Source organism: Isosphaeraceae bacterium EP7 (assembly GCA_038400315.1).
Lineage (GTDB): Bacteria > Planctomycetota > Planctomycetia > Isosphaerales > Isosphaeraceae > EP7.
Map to the genome: position 1 here is coordinate 3,999,587 of CP151667.1, position 16,673 is coordinate 4,016,259.

Genomic DNA, 16,673 nt, shown 5'->3' on the forward strand with positions numbered 1-16,673 from the left:
GGACTGGCGACGCGACCGACGGCCAACCCGGCCGCGGGCGGCCTCAGCCATGCGCCGGCGTCGGCTCCCGACCCGCCCCGGGCAGGCCGACTCCCAGCAACACCTGGGTCGCGGTCCACTTCTCAATCGGTGGCGAGGCCGGGACTGTGGATAATTCCCTCGTCAGCTCTTGTCCGACGGACTTCGAGGCCAGGATGTCCGAAAACCGGGTGTCGTTGCGCAAGGAGCTGAGATCCTTATCCATCCGCGTCGTGCCGATGGCCACTAGACGGTCAACGCACGAGCGGGCGCCCGGCGCCGCTGACGCCACGAAAGGCGCCCCCTGTGTGTTGCCCAGCCAGAATCGGTAGTAGGAGCGCGGGGCGATGATCTGATCGCCGAGGAACTCGACCCGGCCGCTCCCCGCGCAGTTCAGGAGGGTTACGCGGAGTGTCTCGATCGATGCGTTGCCGACGTGGACGCAGAAGGCCGATCCGAGATCGAGCGCATAGCCCAGGGCATCGTCCCCGCTCATTTCGGGCAGATCCGCTTCCTGCGCCTGGGCCTCGGGCAACCCGGGAGCGGGACAGGCGAGGAGCTTCACCCGAACTTGGCCGGGAAGGTCGATGCAGCGAGTCGCCATCCGGAGCGGCAGGGAATACCGGGTGTAGAGTTCGAGCACCGGACGGGCCAGGCCGAGTTGATCGGGGCGAAGGGTGGCGAGCGAGGGATAGCCCGGCTTCGCCCCGGCGACGTCGTCCGTGACGATCCAGGCGCTGTCGGCCCGTCTTTCGAGGCGGACTTGGGCCTCGCGATCATCGACCACCGAGAGCAGCTCCGAGGCACGGAGCGACGCGACGATAGCGGGGTCGTCCGGCACCACGGCGCATTTCAGGCGAGCGGCGGGGGCGGGCTGGACGAGCCGCCCTCGTGCCCCGGGCGGGATGTCGAAAGGCGTCGATTCGCAGCGGGCGACGGCACTCGCCCGCTCAGCGATTGTCACCAATAAAAGAGACTTGCTGACTCGTGCCGCGTCATCCTCGCGGCTGCCGAGCTCCGGGAAGATAGGAGGCCGTTCCCCGTAGACGGCGAGCCTCGCCCCTTCGTCGATGTCCGCCAGCGTGCCGGAGTCGATCACGTACTCGTTAGGGCCCGTTCTCCTCAGGCCAAAACCTGCATCGCCGTCCACCGGCGGGCCGGCGAGGACGGCGCGTGCAGCACTTCCCGACATCCAGAGGTGCTGACTCGGATTGGCCTCTTCGACACTGCCTCGCATCCTCTGCCAGATCCGAGCCCACGTTATGGACCGGATTTCGGCGGCATCGACTTGCTCCAAGAGCGTCACGAAAGCCCGAGTGAGGAGGCCGTGCCTCACGCCATCGTCGCCTAGGGCCTCATGCGCGAGCTCGTGGTTGAGGCACGCCGCCACTACCTGGCAATCGTCCACGGCGGCTGCACCACGAGCATCCCAGCCCGGCGGGGCAGAGTCCGACCCGATATGCAGGGGCGAATACCTGGCTAGGTCCTTCGTGAAGTCCAGGCTGCGGGACTGCATGTCTTGACCGATCATAATGTCCCGCGTCGCGCCCGTCGAATGGCAACAGTCTAGGACCACCGTCACGGAAGTTGTGCGTTTCACGATCGCGGTAAGTAGCCTGTTGAGTTCGAAATCGAGCAAGAATTTTGGAGGATTTAAAACCTGATCGAAGTCGACCGGCACAAGGGCCTCGCAATGGAAAGCCCCTTGAGGGCCGACGACAGGAATTCTCGCGCCGTGCCCGGAGTAATAAATGAAGACTCGGTCGTCTGGCTGGACCTCATGCGAACCGAGTGCGCCGAGCGCGTCTCGGATGTTCGCAAGAGTGGCCGGCTTGCCACGGCTTGTCCGCTCGCGAGCCGCATCCCCTCGTGGTGACGATAGACAGGTAATCTCCTCATTCGGAATATTTGCGCGATCGTGTAGCAGGCGCTCGATAGCCTTAATGTCGTTGACGCATCCACTTAGCGGTTTCACGGAGTACGCGTCAATTCCGATGAGCAATACATGGTATTTCGGATCCCTAATCATGGATTTGTCTCGAGCTATAACCGGAAGTTGTGGATGGCGGTCTGATTTAGGCGGCGTACCCTTGGTGAATCGCAAGACTACCAGCCGGCCGAAATGGCCGAGGAGTACGCCTCCGTGGAAGAGTCTACAACCCTCCCAATCGCCGGGCCAATGCCCGGCGTCCAGGACATCCTGACCGACCTCCTGCGGGACGGCGCCCGACGTCTCCTGGCCGAGGCCGTCGAGGCCGAGGTCCTCGCCTGGATCGACGCCCATGCCCACCTCAAGGGTCCACGACGGGCGACGGCAGGTCGTCCGCAACGGGCACCTCCCCGAGCGGGCCATCCAGACCGGGCTCGGCGAGGTCGAGGTGAAGCAACCCCGGGTCCACGATCGAAGGCCCGCCGACGAGCGGGAGAAGTTCACCTCGGCGATCCTGCCGCCCTACCTGCAGCGGACCAGGAGCCTCGACGAGCTGATCCCCTGGCTGTATCTGAAGGGCGTCAGCACCGGCGACTTCTCCGAGGCCCCCGGTGCACTGCTCGGCCCCGACGCCCCGGGCCTGTCGGCCACCACCGTCACCCGGCTCAAGTCGACCTGGGAGGACGAGTTCGCCGCCTAGGGCAAGCTGTCGCTGGCGGGAAAACGCTACGTTTACGTGTGGGCCGACGGCGTCCACTTCAACATCCGCCTGGAGCAGGACCGCCAGTGCATCCTGGTCCTCATGGGTGCCACCGCCGAGGGGTCGAAGGAACTGATCGCCGTGGCCGACGGCTACCGCGAGGGCGAGCAATCCTGGAAGGAGCTGCTGCTGGATTGCCGGGCCCGCGGCCTAGTACTACAGTTGCAATTGATTAAGGCGGCTTGGACCGCCGCTTCTTGGAGTGGTGCTCCTTGGCGTCCTGCTGGTGGGCTCGACGCCAGTCCGACCACGCCAGCGCCCGCTCCGCCGGGGTCAGCCGGTCCCACACCAGCCGCAGGAGCAGCACCCGCACCTCGGGCACCGTCAGAGGGATCAGCCGCGGGCCCCCTTTTCGCGCGGCGAGGGCCGCGAGGCCGCCCGCGACCGGATCACCGCCAGCATCGCCAGGGCGAACATCGACAGCGTCACATGCCGGTACCAGCCGACCCAGCTCCGCACCTCGTAGTCGGCCAGGCCGCAGTCCCCCTTGGCCCGCTCGAAGCACTCCTCGATCGCCCACCTCGACCCGGCGACGCGGACCAGCTCCCGCCGCGGCGTGTCGGCCGGCCCGCGGCACAGGTAGTACGCCCGCTCGTCCTTCCGCTCGCAGTGCCGCCGCACCAGGAGCCAGAGCCGCCAGCCCCGCGCGTCGGCCTCGCCGAATGACTCCGCCGCCCAGTCGTACCACCGCGGCCCCTTCGAGCCCGCCCCGGCGCTGAGCTTGCGCCACGCCCTGGCCGGCAGCCGCTCGGCGATGGCGTCGACCCGGTCCCGCCACCGGCCGTCGAAGAGCCGCTGGTCGCTCTTGACCGCCAGGACGTACGCCTGGCCGTTGGACTCCAGCGTCCGGCGGAACTTCGCGTCGTTGCCGTAGACCGCGTCGCCTGTCACCCAGGCCGCCTTCATGCCGGCGTTCCAGGCCCGCCGGAGCATGCGCTCGGCCAGCCGGGGCTTGGTGGCGAAGGCGACCTCCTCCGGGATCCGGGCGGCCTTGCGCCTGTCGGCGTCGCCGGCCCACACTTCGGGCAGGTACAGCTCCCGGTCCACCAGCGCGTGGCCCCGGCCGCCGGCGAATGCCAGGAAGACGCCGACCTGGCAGTTCTCGATCCGCCCGGCGGTGCCCGAGTACTGCCGCTGCACGCCGGCGGACTTGGTCCCCTTCTTGAGGAACCCGGTCTCGTCGACGATCAGCACGCCGCGCGGGTCGGCCAGGTGCTCGCGGACGTAGGCCGCCAGGTCGTCGCGGACCCGATCGGCCTCCCAGTCGGCGCGTCCGAGCAGGTGCTGGACGCCGTGGGGCGTCTCATCGCCGGCCCGCTCGGCGAGTTGCCAGCCGTTCTTACGTCCGGCGTCGGAGAGCAGGCCGCGGAGATATTCGCCGGCCCGCCTCCGCGGCTCGGACCGTGCAAATCGGCGGGCCAGTCGCTCGCCCACGACGTCGAGTTCGTCGGCCCAGATACGGACGTCCGCGGCGGTTGGCTGCGATGGCATGGCTCGGCCTCCGTGCGTAACACGCTACGTGGCCAGGGTTTCAATTGCAACTGTAGTACTAGAGCGGTTCCCTATTGAGCGTGGCGGTATCCTGAATGATGAAACCATCCAAGGATATCACCCGGTGTGATTGACTTCAGGGCCTCGCCCATCGCGTCGATCAGGTCGTCGATCGACCTCGCCTCGGCCGCCCGCAATGACTCCTCGAGCTTGGAGAACATCGACTCGATCGGGTTCAGGTCCGGGCTGTATGCGGGCAGATAGCGGACTTCGGCGCCCGCGGCGACGATCAGCCGGTCCACCTCGGCGGTCTTGTGGCAGGCCAAGTTGTCCATCACCACGATATCGCCGGGCCTCAGGGTCGGGGCCAGGCATCCTCCCACGTAGGCCTCGAAGCAGGCGGAGTTCGTCGCCCCGTCGAAGGCCAGGCAGGCGCCGACGCCGCCGAGCCGGACCGCCGCGGTCAGCGTGAGCACCTTCTAATGGCCGTGCGGCACCGCCGCATCGACCCGCCGGCCTCGCGGGGATCGGCCGTACCGCCGGGTCATCGCGGTCGTCGCGCCGCTCTCGTCGAGGAACACCAGCCGGGACGGGGCGACGCCGGCGAACTCCTCGCGCCAGGCCGCCCTGGCCTCCCTCAGATCGGGCCGATCCTGCTCGGCGGCCCGAGTCGACTTTTTTTGCGCGTGATGCCCAGCCGCCTCAGCGCCCGGTCGGTGGCCGAAGTGCCGCAGGCCACGCCGGCGGCGGCCGCCAGCTGCTTGAGCGTGGCGTCGGGGTCGTCCGCGACGGCGTCGCGGAGCCGCTCGGCCGCCTCGCCGGAGAAGGCCGGAACCCTGCCCCCGCCGTGCGGCCTCGGCGCGAACGAGCCGGTCTCCCGGCGTCTCTTGAGAAGCAGGCGGATCCAGGACTGGCTGACCGAGAATCGCTCGGCGACCTCGGCACGCGTCTCGATCCCCTCATCGCAGGCGGCGATGACCCGCTCCCGCAGGTCTATCGAGTAGGTGGCCATTCTCCGAGCCCTCCCCTCACGGAGAATCGAAGAAAAGCACACCACGTTCAATAGGGAACCGCTCTAACGGTCGAGCCGAGCCTGGCCATCGGCGACGGGGCGTTGGGCTTCTGGAAGGCAGTCGCCCAGGTCTGGCCCTCGACCAAGGGCTAAAGGTGCTGGGTGCATAAGGCCTCCAACGTCCTGGACAAGCTGCCCAAGGGCGTGCAGCCCAGGGCCAAGGCGGCCCTGCATGGGATCTATGAGGCGGAGACGAAGGCCGCCGCCGAGAAGGCGTTCGACCTGTTCGTGGCGACTTACGAGGCGAAGTACCCGAAGGCGACCGACTGCCTGGCCAAGGATCGTGGGGCGTTGCTCGCCTTCTACGACTTCCCTGCGGAGCACTGGCGTCACATCCGGACGACCAACCCGATCGAGTCGTCGTTCGCCACGGTGCGTCTTCGGACCGTGAAGGCCAAGGGGAGCGGGAGCCGAATGGCGTGCCTGTCGATGGTCTTCAAGCTGATGGAGAGTGCCTCGAAGAGTTGGCGTTCTTTGAACGGCTCAGCTCGCCTTCGGGCCGTGATCTCGGGGGGCAAGTTCGTCGATGGGATCGAGGTCAAGGACGCCGCCTGAATCAAAACCCGTCCACAACATTTGACACAAGCTCGCTGGACCCGGACCGAGGCCCTCTGTTCACGCCGAAGGCCATCATGCGCAAGTGGTTAATTCATAATGACTTAATAATATTCGCGAGTTACAACTGTAGTATTAGGGGTAGCGAGGAACGAGTCGGAAAGAACAGCTGGCCAGAAATTATTCACCAGTGCCCTATTGACCCGTCTTAAAATCAGGTCCAAATTGTAAAAAAGCGAATTTAAGCAAAGGGTCTAAGCGAAGCAAACCTACTTTTCTTGCATGTTTCGCTCCTCATCTCGGTTCGGATGATCGGTCTACCACTTCTCTTGCGTGCGACGTGGTTAATGAGGCTCACTATCGGAGTACTTGATTCGATGGAAATATTTGCGATCTTATTGGCCACGTTCGTCGCTCTCGTATTGCTGCTCTCGTCACTAGTCGCCCTGCTCGGAAGGGATTTGCACGCAATCCGAAAAGTATTTCATCTCTCTAACAGTTCGCCGGAGATTTCAGATCGAAGATCGCCTGTACTCGCTATTATAGGCCTGCCACTCTCAGTTGCAATTTTTATGGGGCTATTCATAGCGGGACTCGTCGTCGAAGACACATCGAATCTCCTGTCGGCGTCGCTCCTGGCATCTGCAATGCTTGGGCTAGTTGCCACGGCATTAATTCGATGGCCCGCACTATTGCTCATCACTGTTCCAGCCGCGATTGCACTTTGGGTTGTAGTCGGCCTGGGCTCAAGGACTTCCTTCGAGGCAGGTTCTGACTCAAATGACCTGCGCCTGCGTATCTCCGGTCCCACGTATAACACGGTCGAGGCTTACTTCCGTAACAACTTAGCACGACGAGACTTTAGGGATGCTTCGAAGTTGTACAGACGAGGGCAAATAGCGATTGCTTCTAAAGGTCCGAACGGCGCATTCGCCGTGCGCCACGGATCCAAACAGGACACTTTCACAGCGGTTGCCTTCAAAACTGACAAGGAAACTCCGGAAGTACTGACCCTGACCCCCAAAAATGGTTCGCCCCTCCTACTTGAGTGGGTAACTCCCGAAGTCATCCGCGCACGCTATGGGGAAAGCTATCTCCTTTCGGTGTCAGTTCGCTTTTTCGACTCGGATACGGGCTGGAAAGTACTTCACCAAGACTGAAAGGAGACAAGATGACTGATTCTGAATGCACATATTCGCTTTACCGAGTGAAAGTTCTCGAAAAAGACACCTACCTCTGGGGAGGAGCAGGAATCACCGTAAACCTCTCGGTTCAAATCATCCTTTGGATACGCGTTGATGAGTTCGGCGATCCGGTCACGGTAGTGACGGAGACCACTACGACCGGTAGTCGCAAGACGATCGGAGTCTTACAAGCAGGCGAGTCATACATCATCCCTTTGAATGGCCTGCGCGGTGTAATATGTAAATGCAACACCCCGCACGGCGACTCCCCTGTCCACTGTTCTGTGATGCACCCGAGTTCTGCATGAGCAACGTCAAGTTTCGGTCGGCGGTTGGAAATGGCCCTACAAACCGGAAGTGGCATAAGTGGGAGAGACGATAATGGCAGAGGCAAAAGTCAGATCACTGACGATTCGTCCGTTCCAATCGGCTGATTTAGCGTTTAACGAGTCCGGTATTCTCGACGCTCAGAACGCACAGCTAGCAAAGCTTGGGGAAAAGGTCGATGCATTCAATCTGCAAGACCTTTACTCACGGCTGGGTGAGACACTCGCTGGAGATCACGCCAAGCTGAAGTTTGCCTCAGAGGAGATCGAGAGCTTTCTGAGTTCCCGCTATCTCTTCGCATTGCGGCGCGAATCTCTTCGTGCATCGTTAGATGAGGCTATGATTGATCGGGAAAACAATTTCCTGGAGCGGTTTTCTCACAAAGCTTTGATAATCGCCGAGTTGCGGAAACTGTACCCGCTTGGAATAACTGGGGATTCGAAGGTGAGCCGCCTGCAGGCCATCGCCACCGCTTCCAGCGAGCAGTTCACCGATATGATGGCACTACTGACGGCCCAGGGACGTCTGGGCGTCATCGAGGGACCGTCGACGGCGAGCATCGGCACTTCTGCCGCCAATTCGACTGGCAAGAGCCACACAGATGGCACGAACAAAAGTGATTCGCAGTCCAAAACCGAACTCAAAAGTAAGACGGTAGTCAAGACGGATACAACGTCAGACAGCACCACCATAGACGATTCGACGATAACAACAACTGCAAATTTACTTGCAATTAAAACGAGGGCCATTGCCCAACAACCTGATGCGCCCGCAAACGCATATTATTTGACTGTTCGACACAACGTCCATCTTGCGGACAACCATGTCGAAGAGCCTACGGATTTCAAGGACGCCGCTCGCCACGTCACCTCAGATACGGTAAACGTGCCGATGGTATTTGATGGTGGTTGGAAAGAACTTGAAGCGACTGAAATCAAAACGCATAACCAGGTGGCTCATGGGGACTCTGTGGACCACGGGACAAGCTTAAGTAATTCCGAGGCTCTCGCAGATGTGACATCCATGACAGTGACCACTGCAAATGAAACCATTACCAGTGATGGAACAAATGAATTAATTACTAATAGTTCATTCGAACAAAATGCTAATACAAGAGAACCAATATATTCTCATCCTTCATCAGAAGCCCGAATGCGATTCCACAGGGCACAAGCATCCCTTCAGGATGAGCTACTGAACCACACGGTTTTCGGCTTACGCTCAGCACATTTTGAGAGGTTGTTTGACAACCAATTGAAGATGATCGACCTCAGGCTTCGGCAGCTTCAAGTAGCTCTGGCCCAGCGGTTCCTCATATCTCCCATCAAAGGCGTCATCACTGGGATCTATAAGGACTTAGGCGAACAGGTCAATGCGGGTGAGGCTGTTGTCCGTGTCGAGAATCATGAGGATGTACTGATCGTCGGTCGGGTGCAGTCCCGCTCTATGGTTCGTTTGGGTGGTGCCGTCAAGCTCACCGCCAAGAATGTCTTAGAAGCAGCAGCACCCGAGCCGGTCACACTGAACGGAACCGTTGCCGCGATGCGAGGACACGACGCAGACAACGACGAATGGGATTTGGTACTGTTCTGCGACAACCGTGGCCCTGGCAACACAACCAAATTGCCGATTAATTACAATTTCGATAAGGACGATGTGACCCTTGAGCTTCTGTGACTACACCGTTCCAGGAAGTTAACCAACATGGCACTGCCCAATAAGCCCGGTCCGCCGTTCATGTTTGGTGCGAATCCGCAGGAGCAAGAGGAATCACGGCGTCAGGACTCGATTCGAATTGCGTGGAATTCAGTACCTGACGCATCGGGTTATGACCTGTCCGTAAACGGCGTCGTAGTTGACGATCAGACAAGCGATGTAGTTGTAAGTGGTTTGGTTCCGGACACACTTCAGCATTTTTCGGTCCGTGCGAAAAACGTTGACGGTGCTTCACCTTTCTCTGACCCCCTCGATCTGTGGACTCGTCCTTCCGTCCCGCAAGTCCCCACATTCGCAGCGCCAGCCGACACATCACGGGGGCCGGACTTCCTGAAACTGGCAGTCGGCGGAACGACTGCTGGGTTGGCTGTCGATCTGCTCCTCAATGACTCAATCCCTATAGCGAATGTAGCGAATCCCGCGACAATTAGTGGGCAATCGGCAAACTCCATTATTTCCTTGCGTGCAAGACAGCGGGACGATGATCATGGAGGTACTTCATTCTGGAGCGCGTCGTTTGACGCCGTAACACGTCCGCCGACACCCGTAAACTTTCGTCGAATTCCCCAGTATGGAAGTGAAACCGAAGTCATGCTTGCGTGGGATACGGTTCCAGCTTTTGCAGGTTCGGTGGGCTCACGAATAGAAATATCGAGAGAGATGCCGGGAGTCGCTAGCCCAAAAGTCATCTTCACGTCTTCGAGTTTAGCAGCGGGCATATTCCGCGATCTACAGGTTTCGCCGGGACGCGTCTACCTCTATCGAATTCTGGTCATTGCTACTCACCCTGCTATCGGCGTGAACGAGTCTTTTCGCTCGCCTCCCATTCAAGTCGTCGACCTGGTCTCAAACCAGGGTCTCCGTGCTGATCCAACCCTCGGCCGGGCCAGGTCATCGGCAACCCAGTCTCTCTTAATGCACTATTCACTCCTCAGGGAATCCGACCCTGGCGGCCATGGTGGCGGCGGTGGCGGTGGCGGTGGCGGCCATGGTGGCGGCGGTGGAGGTGGTGGCGGTGGTGGTGGTGGCGGTGGTGGTGGTGGTGGAGGAGGCAAGGATCCGACGGGTCCGCCCGCGCCGGGCAAGGAGCCGATGGGTCCGCCCGCGCCGGGCAAGGAGCCGATGGGTCCGCCCGCGCCGGGCAAGGAGCCGATGGGTCCGCCCGCGCCGGGCAAGGAGCCGATGGGTCCGCCCGCGCCGGGCAAGGAGCCGATGGGTCCGCCCGCGCCGGGCAAGGAGCCGATGGGTCCGCCCGCGCCGGGCAAGGAGCCGATGGGTCCGCCCGCGCCGGGCAAGGAGCCGATGGGTCCGCCCGCGCCGGGCAAGGAGCCGATGGGTCCGCCCGCGCCGGGCAAGGAGCCGAATGAAGGAGATAGAGTAGACGGTGGATTTGAGTTTCCTGAAGGCGGAATAAATATCGCATCCGACTTTTCATTTTCTAGCACCAAGTACTCTACCGACCAATCCGACCCGTGGGGAATTACTCTTCGATGGGGCGAAGAAAGGTCCGATTATGATAATCCTGACTACGGCAAATCCACCAGTGCCAGCTCATCGGGCGAGTCGGATTCATCAACTGCAGATAATAGTAAGGATTCGCAATATCAAAAGTCCGACGCGAACACCAATGGAGATGAGGGGAACAATCCGAAAGTACCAGGCAGACGAGCCGGGCGTGAACCTCTTGACCGTCCGGAGAGGCCAAGAGACCCAGCCGGGGACTCACGACCGACTCACACACCGGTTGCCAACGCCGAAGGAATTAATGGCCAATCTTCTGATCCGGGTAGCAGGGCGCAACCGGGTTCAGGTACAGCCCACGTTCCCTTCGCGTACACCACCAGCAATTGGAATGCTTTTCAGACTATTAGTTATAATAACACGGGCAACAATTTACAAAACGTGTTAAGTAATACCTATTTAGGATTCTATAACTTAAGCACTATTCCTGCAAATATGGTTGCAAGCGTATTTGTAGCAGTATCCATGGTAGACGAATCCTTGCAAGATTTGCTAGGTGTCGACTATCAAGCGTTTCAAGCAATGCCATTTGCCATGCCGCTTGAGTTCGCTTCGGCAACTGCTGGAGCGTTTTCAATTATGAGTAAACTGCCCACCTCGCTTGAAAACGCCATGTCAATTCTGACCAGTAAGGGCATTGGTACTGCAGCAGAATCAGGAATCGTTCCAGCCGAATTAGGCAAGCTTCCTGATTGGAGTGTTGGAGCGGCCAATTTCTCCAACCAGGAATGGAACGCTTTGCAAGAGGTAATGTCAAACCCAGACTCAGGCAAGGTATTCATTACAGAAATGGGGAAGCCTGAAAGGCCATTTTGGACTGGTTATGAAAAGCTGACAACGAAAAAATTTGACGAAGGATTTCAAGTACACTGGGTCCGTGATAACAAGACACGGGAGAAAGTAGATGACTTTAAAATTAAGTACAATGATCGAGATTAAACTGTAAAGGCCACTGGCTGTCGGGTGCGGTGGAAGTGTCGGATGTAACATGTGCGGCATAATCCGGGCGTCCACCTTGGTGGGCTGCAACTCCACCACCTCAAGCTCAGGGCGATTGCGTCTCAACCTACGCTCCAAATAGCACTTTGCGCAAGTAGTCGGTGTTCCATCCTGCAACCAGCCGTCGATTCTTGACCCCCACCTTCTCGCTGGTCTCTTTCTTCAATAGGCTCAACGCCGTCCGACGCAACCCACCCAGGTTGGCCGCCGCGTGGTCCTTCCTCGTCCGGCTCTGGTCCTCGCCGAAGCTCACGTCGAGTTGCCAGTGCAGCGAGTTCTCGATGGACCTGTCATACTGCCCTCCAAGTCACAAGTTGTGTGAGAGGGGGATCGAGTCACACCATCTCGACCCCCTCCGGTTCGGACGAACGAGATCAGTCGCCACGCGGCCCTGGTGTTCGCAATCGGGCCAATCGCTCCTGATGATTCCACAGTCGGGGGCATTCTTTCAACGCCCGGAGCCGGTCCAACTCCGTCGTGTCGACCCACACCGTCCAAGGGCCGCCGCGGCCGCCCAACTGGCGCGTGTGCATCCAGCCTTTCTTCCGCCAGCCGTGCAACGTGTACGGCGATAGCGCCAGGGTCTGCGCCAGGTCGTGCAACCACACTTCACCCGACGCCAGGAAGCCCGCCGCCGTCTGGCGCGGCACGCGGGCCCTCAGGCCCAGCTCGTGGAGCAACCGTCGTACGATCCCGCCCGTGAACCGGGTCGCCCTCTTGGGCGGCCGAAAGCCCTCCTGGTCGAGGATCGTCGCGATCACGTTGGGCGTCTCTCCCAGGCCGTGCAGGGCCGCGAGTCGGCATGAAAGCGGTTTCCATTGTCGTTGCTTCGTGCATCCGAACACTTCCCTCGGCAGCGTCCGCTCCCGCACCGCACCTCCGGCCCATTCGACTCGTACATTGACATGATCATTGTCTGAATCAACGGTCAGCACCACGCGGTCGATGAGGAGCCTCACGATCTGGCGGCGGTCCGCGTGTGTCGTCGTGGGGGCATGCCACAAGGACGGGACTTCCGCGGCCAGGCGGCGGATCCGCTCCCGGTCGGCCGGCCCCAACAATCGCGGCTGCGCCCTGAGGAAACGATTGAAGTCCTCCTCCGCCTTCCGGACGGCCTGCAACGCCTCATCCCAGCGACGCTCCAGGGTGCGGCCCACCAGGCGATTCTCCGGCTCGCAGGCCTGGTATTGCCGGCCGGCCCGATCGGCCTCGTACCGCGCCCGCTCGACCCGACGCTCCCAGTCGCGGATCACCTGACGTCGCTGCTCATCGACCCGCGACGCCGCCTCGAGGCTGGCGTCGAGGGCCGCCGGTTGCAAGGCCTCCACGACCTCCCGGGCGACCCAGGCCTCGACCTCGATCGCCGAGACCGATTGGCACAGGGGTAGGCCATAGTCCGACCGCAGCGTGCTGCAGACGTACGTGGGGCAGCCGCCGCTCCGCCTGTATCGCACGTACATCCGACGCCCACATCGTCCGCACCGCACGACCCCCGCCAGCAGGGCGGACCCGTCCCGGACTGCGCCGGGCGACTCGACTCGCGACCGGTTCGCCGCCATCCGCCTCTGGTTCGCCTCGAACTGGTCCCAACTGATGTACCCCGGATACCGATCCCTCAAGAAGACCTGGCATTGCTCCGCAGTCAGGCCGCTGCCGCGGCCACTCTTGGGGCTGCCCGGCTTCCGGCGGCGTGGGTCGACCGGGCGAAATCCATAGACGTAAGCCCCCGCATAGATCGGATGGCGGAGGATGTGGCGGACGGTCTCCCGGCCCGGGGGCCTCCAGTCCAACTCCCCCCGATCGGGCCCGCCGCGGCGACGTAACGGCATCCGGATGCCGTAGGCGATCAGATGACGGAGGACCCCGTGCACCGTCCCCTGGCGATCGAACTGATCGAAGACCAGCCGGACGATCTCCCGGACCTGCTCGTCCGGGTCCAAGCTGACCTCGCCGGCCGGCGACTTGACGTACCCGACCGGGACGGCGACGACCAACTCCCCGCGACGAGCCTTGTTCAATTTCCCCTGGTGCATCCTCTGCTTGAGGATGTGCAGCTCCGCTTCGTTCATCATGCCGGTGAGCAGTGCAACACAACCCACAGTCATTCCACATCCGCGGGATTCGGGTCGGTATCCTCGAGGTTTGTCGCCCAGAAGTCGGCGACCTCTTTGCCACCGTGACCGACTACTTCTGGAGGGAGGATGCCCCATGGCTCGTCCTGCAACTGCCCGACGGCCGACGGTCGGTCGCCCCGGCCGACTGGACCGACCTGCCCGCCGATGCCTTCCCGAAGATCCCGGATCGACCGCTGCTCCTGACCCACGCCCTTCCGCCGATGGCCCGTCTGTGCCAGCGGCTCGGGCCCACCCAATCGGGCCGACGTCGGCCGACGGCGTGACGCCCGAGGTCCTCTGGGCCCTGCTACCGGCCGCCGACCGCGAGCAGTTCGGCCTGCGTCTGTCCCGACTCGTGCTCCGGGCCATCCGCTCCCCCGGCACCGAGGAGGACGTGTGATGCCCGACGATCCCAAGATCCGCGCCGATCACCTCCGCCGCCAGGCCGTCGTCTACGTCCGCCAGTCGACCCCGCACCAGGTCCGCAGCAACCGCGAGAGCACCGCCCGGCAGTACGCCCTGGCCGACCGGGCCAAGGCGTTGGGTTGGTCGGCGGCAGACGTGCAGACCATCGACGAAGATCAAGGGCGGTCCGGGTCCCGCTCCGACCACCGCGACGGGTTCAAGAGGCTCCTGGCCGAGATCGGCGCCGGCCAGGTCGGGCTGGTCCTGGCCCTGGAGGCGTCCCGGCTGGCCCGCTCGTCGGCCGACTGGCACCGGCTCGTCGAGATCTGCGGGATCACCAAGACGCTACTGGCCGACGAGTCCGCCGTCTATGACCCCAGGGCCCCCAACGACAGGCTTCTCCTCGGGCTGAAGGGGACCTTGAGCGAGGCGGAGCTGATGACCATCCGCTGCCGGCTCCACGACGGGCGATGGAGCAAGGCCCGCCGCGGTGAGCTGGCCAAGCCACTGCCGGTCGGCTACATCGAGGCCGAGGCCGGGGCCGTGGTCAAGCACCCCGACCGCCAGGTCCAGGATCGGCTCGGGTACATCTTCGAGCTGTTCGCCGAGCTGCGAGTGGCCCGCCGCGTGGTCGCCCGGTTGCGGTATGAGAAGCTGGACATCCCGGCCCAAGCCCGGGGCGGTCCGGGACACGGCGAGGTGCGATGGAAGGTGCCGACGTTCGGTGCCATCATCCGGATTCTGCACAATCCTGCATATGCAGGCGCGTACGCCTATGGGCAGAAGGAGTACGACCCGTTCGATCGATCCCCGGCGACCGGCAAGGCCAGGACGACGGCCCGGGCGGTGGCCGACTGGCCGGTCTGCGTCCGCGACGTGTACCCCGCCTACATCACCTGGGACGAGTTCGCGCGGAACCAGCAGACGCTCCGGGACAACTGGTTCCGGGCGGGCACGCGAGGGGCGCCGCGACGCGGGCAGGCGCTGCTCCAGGGGATCGCCCGATGCGGCCGGTGCGGGGCCCGGTTGAGCGTGTTTTACTACTCGACGAAGGAGAAGCGGGCTCCGGGATACGGTTGCGTCGCGGGGTACGCCGACGGCGGGGCGACGTGCCAGATGATGAGTTCGGCGCCGGTCGACGCGGCGGTGGCCGAGTTGTTCCTGGCCGCCGTCACCCCGGCCCAGCTGGACGTGGCGCTGCGGGCGATGGACGCGTACGAGGCCGAGCGGGCCGAGGCCCGGCGGCAGCGGCAGATGCAGGTCCAGAGGGCCGATTACGAGGTCGAGATCGCCCGCCGGCGGTACGAGGCGGCCGACCCGGCCAACCGACTGGTCGCGGCCGAGCTGGAGTCGCGATGGGAGCAGGCGCTGCGGGAGCGGGAGCGACTGAAGCGGGAGGCCGAGGAACTGGACCGTCGGACGGCCAGCCCACTGGGAGCGGCCGAGCGGCGACGCGTCCGGGAGATGGCCTCCGACCTCGGCAGAGTCTGGCACGCGGCGACGACCGGGATGGAGGACCGGAAGGAACTCTTGCGTTTCCTGGTTCACCGGGTTTACCTGGATGGGGTGACCGAGGCCGGGCAGATCCGGCTCGAGGTCGAGTGGCACACCGGGGCGCGGTCCAAGGTCACCGTGCCGCGTCCGGTCGTCGGGGCGTGGGCCCCGAAGACACCGGCGGCGGCGGTCGAACGGATTCGCCTGCTGCTGTCTACACGTGACTACAAGGCGATTGCAGAGACCCTGAACGAGGAGGGCTATCGGACGGCGAAGGGGTTGAAGTATGACATTTATTCAGTTGGATATGTCGCTCGAAGCCGCGGCTGGGGACGGTCGGCGGCGAGGCGACCGGAGCGCGAGGTGTAACTTGCCGTGCCTTATCTCATGGAGCTCTTGAGCCCGAGCAAGAGTCGGTCATGGTAGTCGGTCGGGTCATAGAGGCCGTCCGCGTCGGCCAGGAGCGTTCGGAAGCAAGCACATAATTCCAGGAGCTGATGCCAATCTTTACAGGACCGGGCCAGTCGGCTCATCTCGAGGCCGAGGATCAAGCCGACGCGGTCGAGCGCGAGTTCGGCCAGGAGTCGCTGGAATCCCGGCCGTCCCTCGGCCGACTGGCCGCTCTTGCCGAGGTCGTCATCGATGACCATGACCTGCTCACGTGCCCATCCGAGTTCCACCGCGCGATCGGCGAGGGCGTACTGACGCGCGGTGGATTCGCGATGGTCGAGGACTTGCTGGGGCGTGGATTGCCGGATGTAGACGATGGCGCTGCGAGACAGGTGCCAGCTCTGGAGCTTGGGCGAACGGGCCGGCGGCGAGGCGTCATTCATGACCGCCTCCCGGCCGGACGGCCAGCAGTCGTCGAGCCATCACCTGGCCGAGAAGACGGAGCAATTGCTGCCGCCGCAGCTCCGGGATCGTGGTCCAAGGCAAGTTTGTCGTTCGGGAGCGGGATGTGCTCAGCGCCTGTCGGCGCGGGGGGGAGCAGCGGCGGGATCGGGAGCGGTTCGCGACATGATGGGGCTCCGTTCAAATTGCCCGGAGCCATCGGATGGCAAAACCGAGCCAATCTCAGGAGGGCGTC

The 16,673-nt window shown here is 62.6% G+C and carries 11 protein-coding genes and 4 pseudogenes; 7 read left to right on the plus strand and 8 right to left on the minus strand.

From position 1 onward, the window contains the following. Window positions 1-43 precede the first annotated feature (43 nt). The gene (locus EP7_RS15485; protein WP_463528425.1) at window positions 44-2,302 is read right to left on the minus strand and encodes a caspase family protein; all 2,259 of its coding nucleotides are present in this window, start codon (window positions 2,300-2,302) and stop codon (window positions 44-46) included. Between EP7_RS15485 and EP7_RS15490 the strand changes: the two are divergent. Next, window positions 2,301-2,849, plus strand: a pseudogene (locus tag EP7_RS15490) (transposase); the annotation flags it as partial. The gene EP7_RS15485 and the pseudogene EP7_RS15490 sit on opposite strands and share 2 nt — an antisense overlap. A gap of 31 nt (window positions 2,850-2,880) precedes the next feature. On the opposite strand, the gene EP7_RS15495 reads toward EP7_RS15490, so the two are convergent. The 4 genes from EP7_RS15495 to EP7_RS15510 all read right to left on the minus strand — a co-directional run bounded on the left by EP7_RS15495 (window position 2,881) and on the right by EP7_RS15510 (window position 5,211). After that, window positions 2,881-3,015, minus strand: a complete 135-nt coding sequence (locus EP7_RS15495; protein WP_463528478.1) for a hypothetical protein — start codon at window positions 3,013-3,015, stop codon at window positions 2,881-2,883. Window positions 3,016-3,041: 26 nt separating this feature from the next. Further along, window positions 3,042-4,199 (minus strand): IS701 family transposase, encoded by a 1,158-nt coding sequence (locus EP7_RS15500; protein ID WP_463522246.1) that lies wholly within the window; start codon window positions 4,197-4,199, stop codon window positions 3,042-3,044. A 71-nt stretch (window positions 4,200-4,270) separates the two neighbouring features. Then, window positions 4,271-4,675, minus strand: coding sequence for a transposase (locus EP7_RS15505; RefSeq protein ID WP_463522248.1), 405 nt, complete (start codon window positions 4,673-4,675; stop codon window positions 4,271-4,273). Window positions 4,676-4,836: 161 nt separating this feature from the next. Next, on the minus strand, window positions 4,837-5,211 hold the full coding sequence (locus EP7_RS15510) for an IS630 transposase-related protein (protein ID WP_463522250.1): 375 nt from the start codon (window positions 5,209-5,211) through the stop codon (window positions 4,837-4,839). Between the two features lie 75 nt (window positions 5,212-5,286). Here EP7_RS15510 and EP7_RS15515 point away from each other — a divergent pair. From EP7_RS15515 to EP7_RS15530, 4 genes and pseudogenes are all read left to right on the plus strand, one after another. Next, window positions 5,287-5,826: pseudogene (locus EP7_RS15515) on the plus strand (transposase); the annotation flags it as partial. Window positions 5,827-6,203: 377 nt separating this feature from the next. After that, the gene (locus tag EP7_RS15520; protein ID WP_463522252.1) at window positions 6,204-6,986 is read left to right on the plus strand and encodes a hypothetical protein; all 783 of its coding nucleotides are present in this window, start codon (window positions 6,204-6,206) and stop codon (window positions 6,984-6,986) included. Window positions 6,987-7,391: 405 nt separating this feature from the next. Continuing rightward, window positions 7,392-9,014, plus strand: coding sequence for a hypothetical protein (locus tag EP7_RS15525; RefSeq protein WP_463522254.1), 1,623 nt, complete (start codon window positions 7,392-7,394; stop codon window positions 9,012-9,014). Between the two features lie 27 nt (window positions 9,015-9,041). Continuing rightward, window positions 9,042-11,513: a fibronectin type III domain-containing protein gene (locus EP7_RS15530; protein ID WP_463522256.1), complete on the plus strand. Its 2,472-nt coding sequence runs from the start codon at window positions 9,042-9,044 to the stop codon at window positions 11,511-11,513. A 127-nt stretch (window positions 11,514-11,640) separates the two neighbouring features. Here EP7_RS15530 and EP7_RS15535 read toward each other — a convergent pair. Together EP7_RS15535 and EP7_RS15540 are read right to left on the minus strand one after the other, a co-directional pair. Continuing rightward, window positions 11,641-11,859 (minus strand): annotated as a pseudogene (locus EP7_RS15535) (transposase); the annotation flags it as partial. Window positions 11,860-11,947: 88 nt separating this feature from the next. After that, window positions 11,948-13,678: a recombinase family protein gene (locus EP7_RS15540; RefSeq protein ID WP_463522258.1), complete on the minus strand. Its 1,731-nt coding sequence runs from the start codon at window positions 13,676-13,678 to the stop codon at window positions 11,948-11,950. A gap of 71 nt (window positions 13,679-13,749) precedes the next feature. Here EP7_RS15540 and EP7_RS15545 point away from each other — a divergent pair, with 71 nt between their 5' ends. Both EP7_RS15545 and EP7_RS15550 read left to right on the plus strand, forming a co-directional pair. After that, window positions 13,750-13,971, plus strand: coding sequence for a hypothetical protein (locus EP7_RS15545; protein ID WP_463522260.1), 222 nt, complete (start codon window positions 13,750-13,752; stop codon window positions 13,969-13,971). A gap of 115 nt (window positions 13,972-14,086) precedes the next feature. Continuing rightward, on the plus strand, window positions 14,087-15,955 hold the full coding sequence (locus tag EP7_RS15550) for a recombinase family protein (protein ID WP_463522262.1): 1,869 nt from the start codon (window positions 14,087-14,089) through the stop codon (window positions 15,953-15,955). Between the two features lie 17 nt (window positions 15,956-15,972). Here the strand turns inward: EP7_RS15550 and EP7_RS15555 are convergent. Continuing rightward, window positions 15,973-16,419 (minus strand): annotated as a pseudogene (locus EP7_RS15555) (recombinase family protein); the annotation flags it as partial. Window positions 16,420-16,673: the final 254 nt, after the last annotated feature.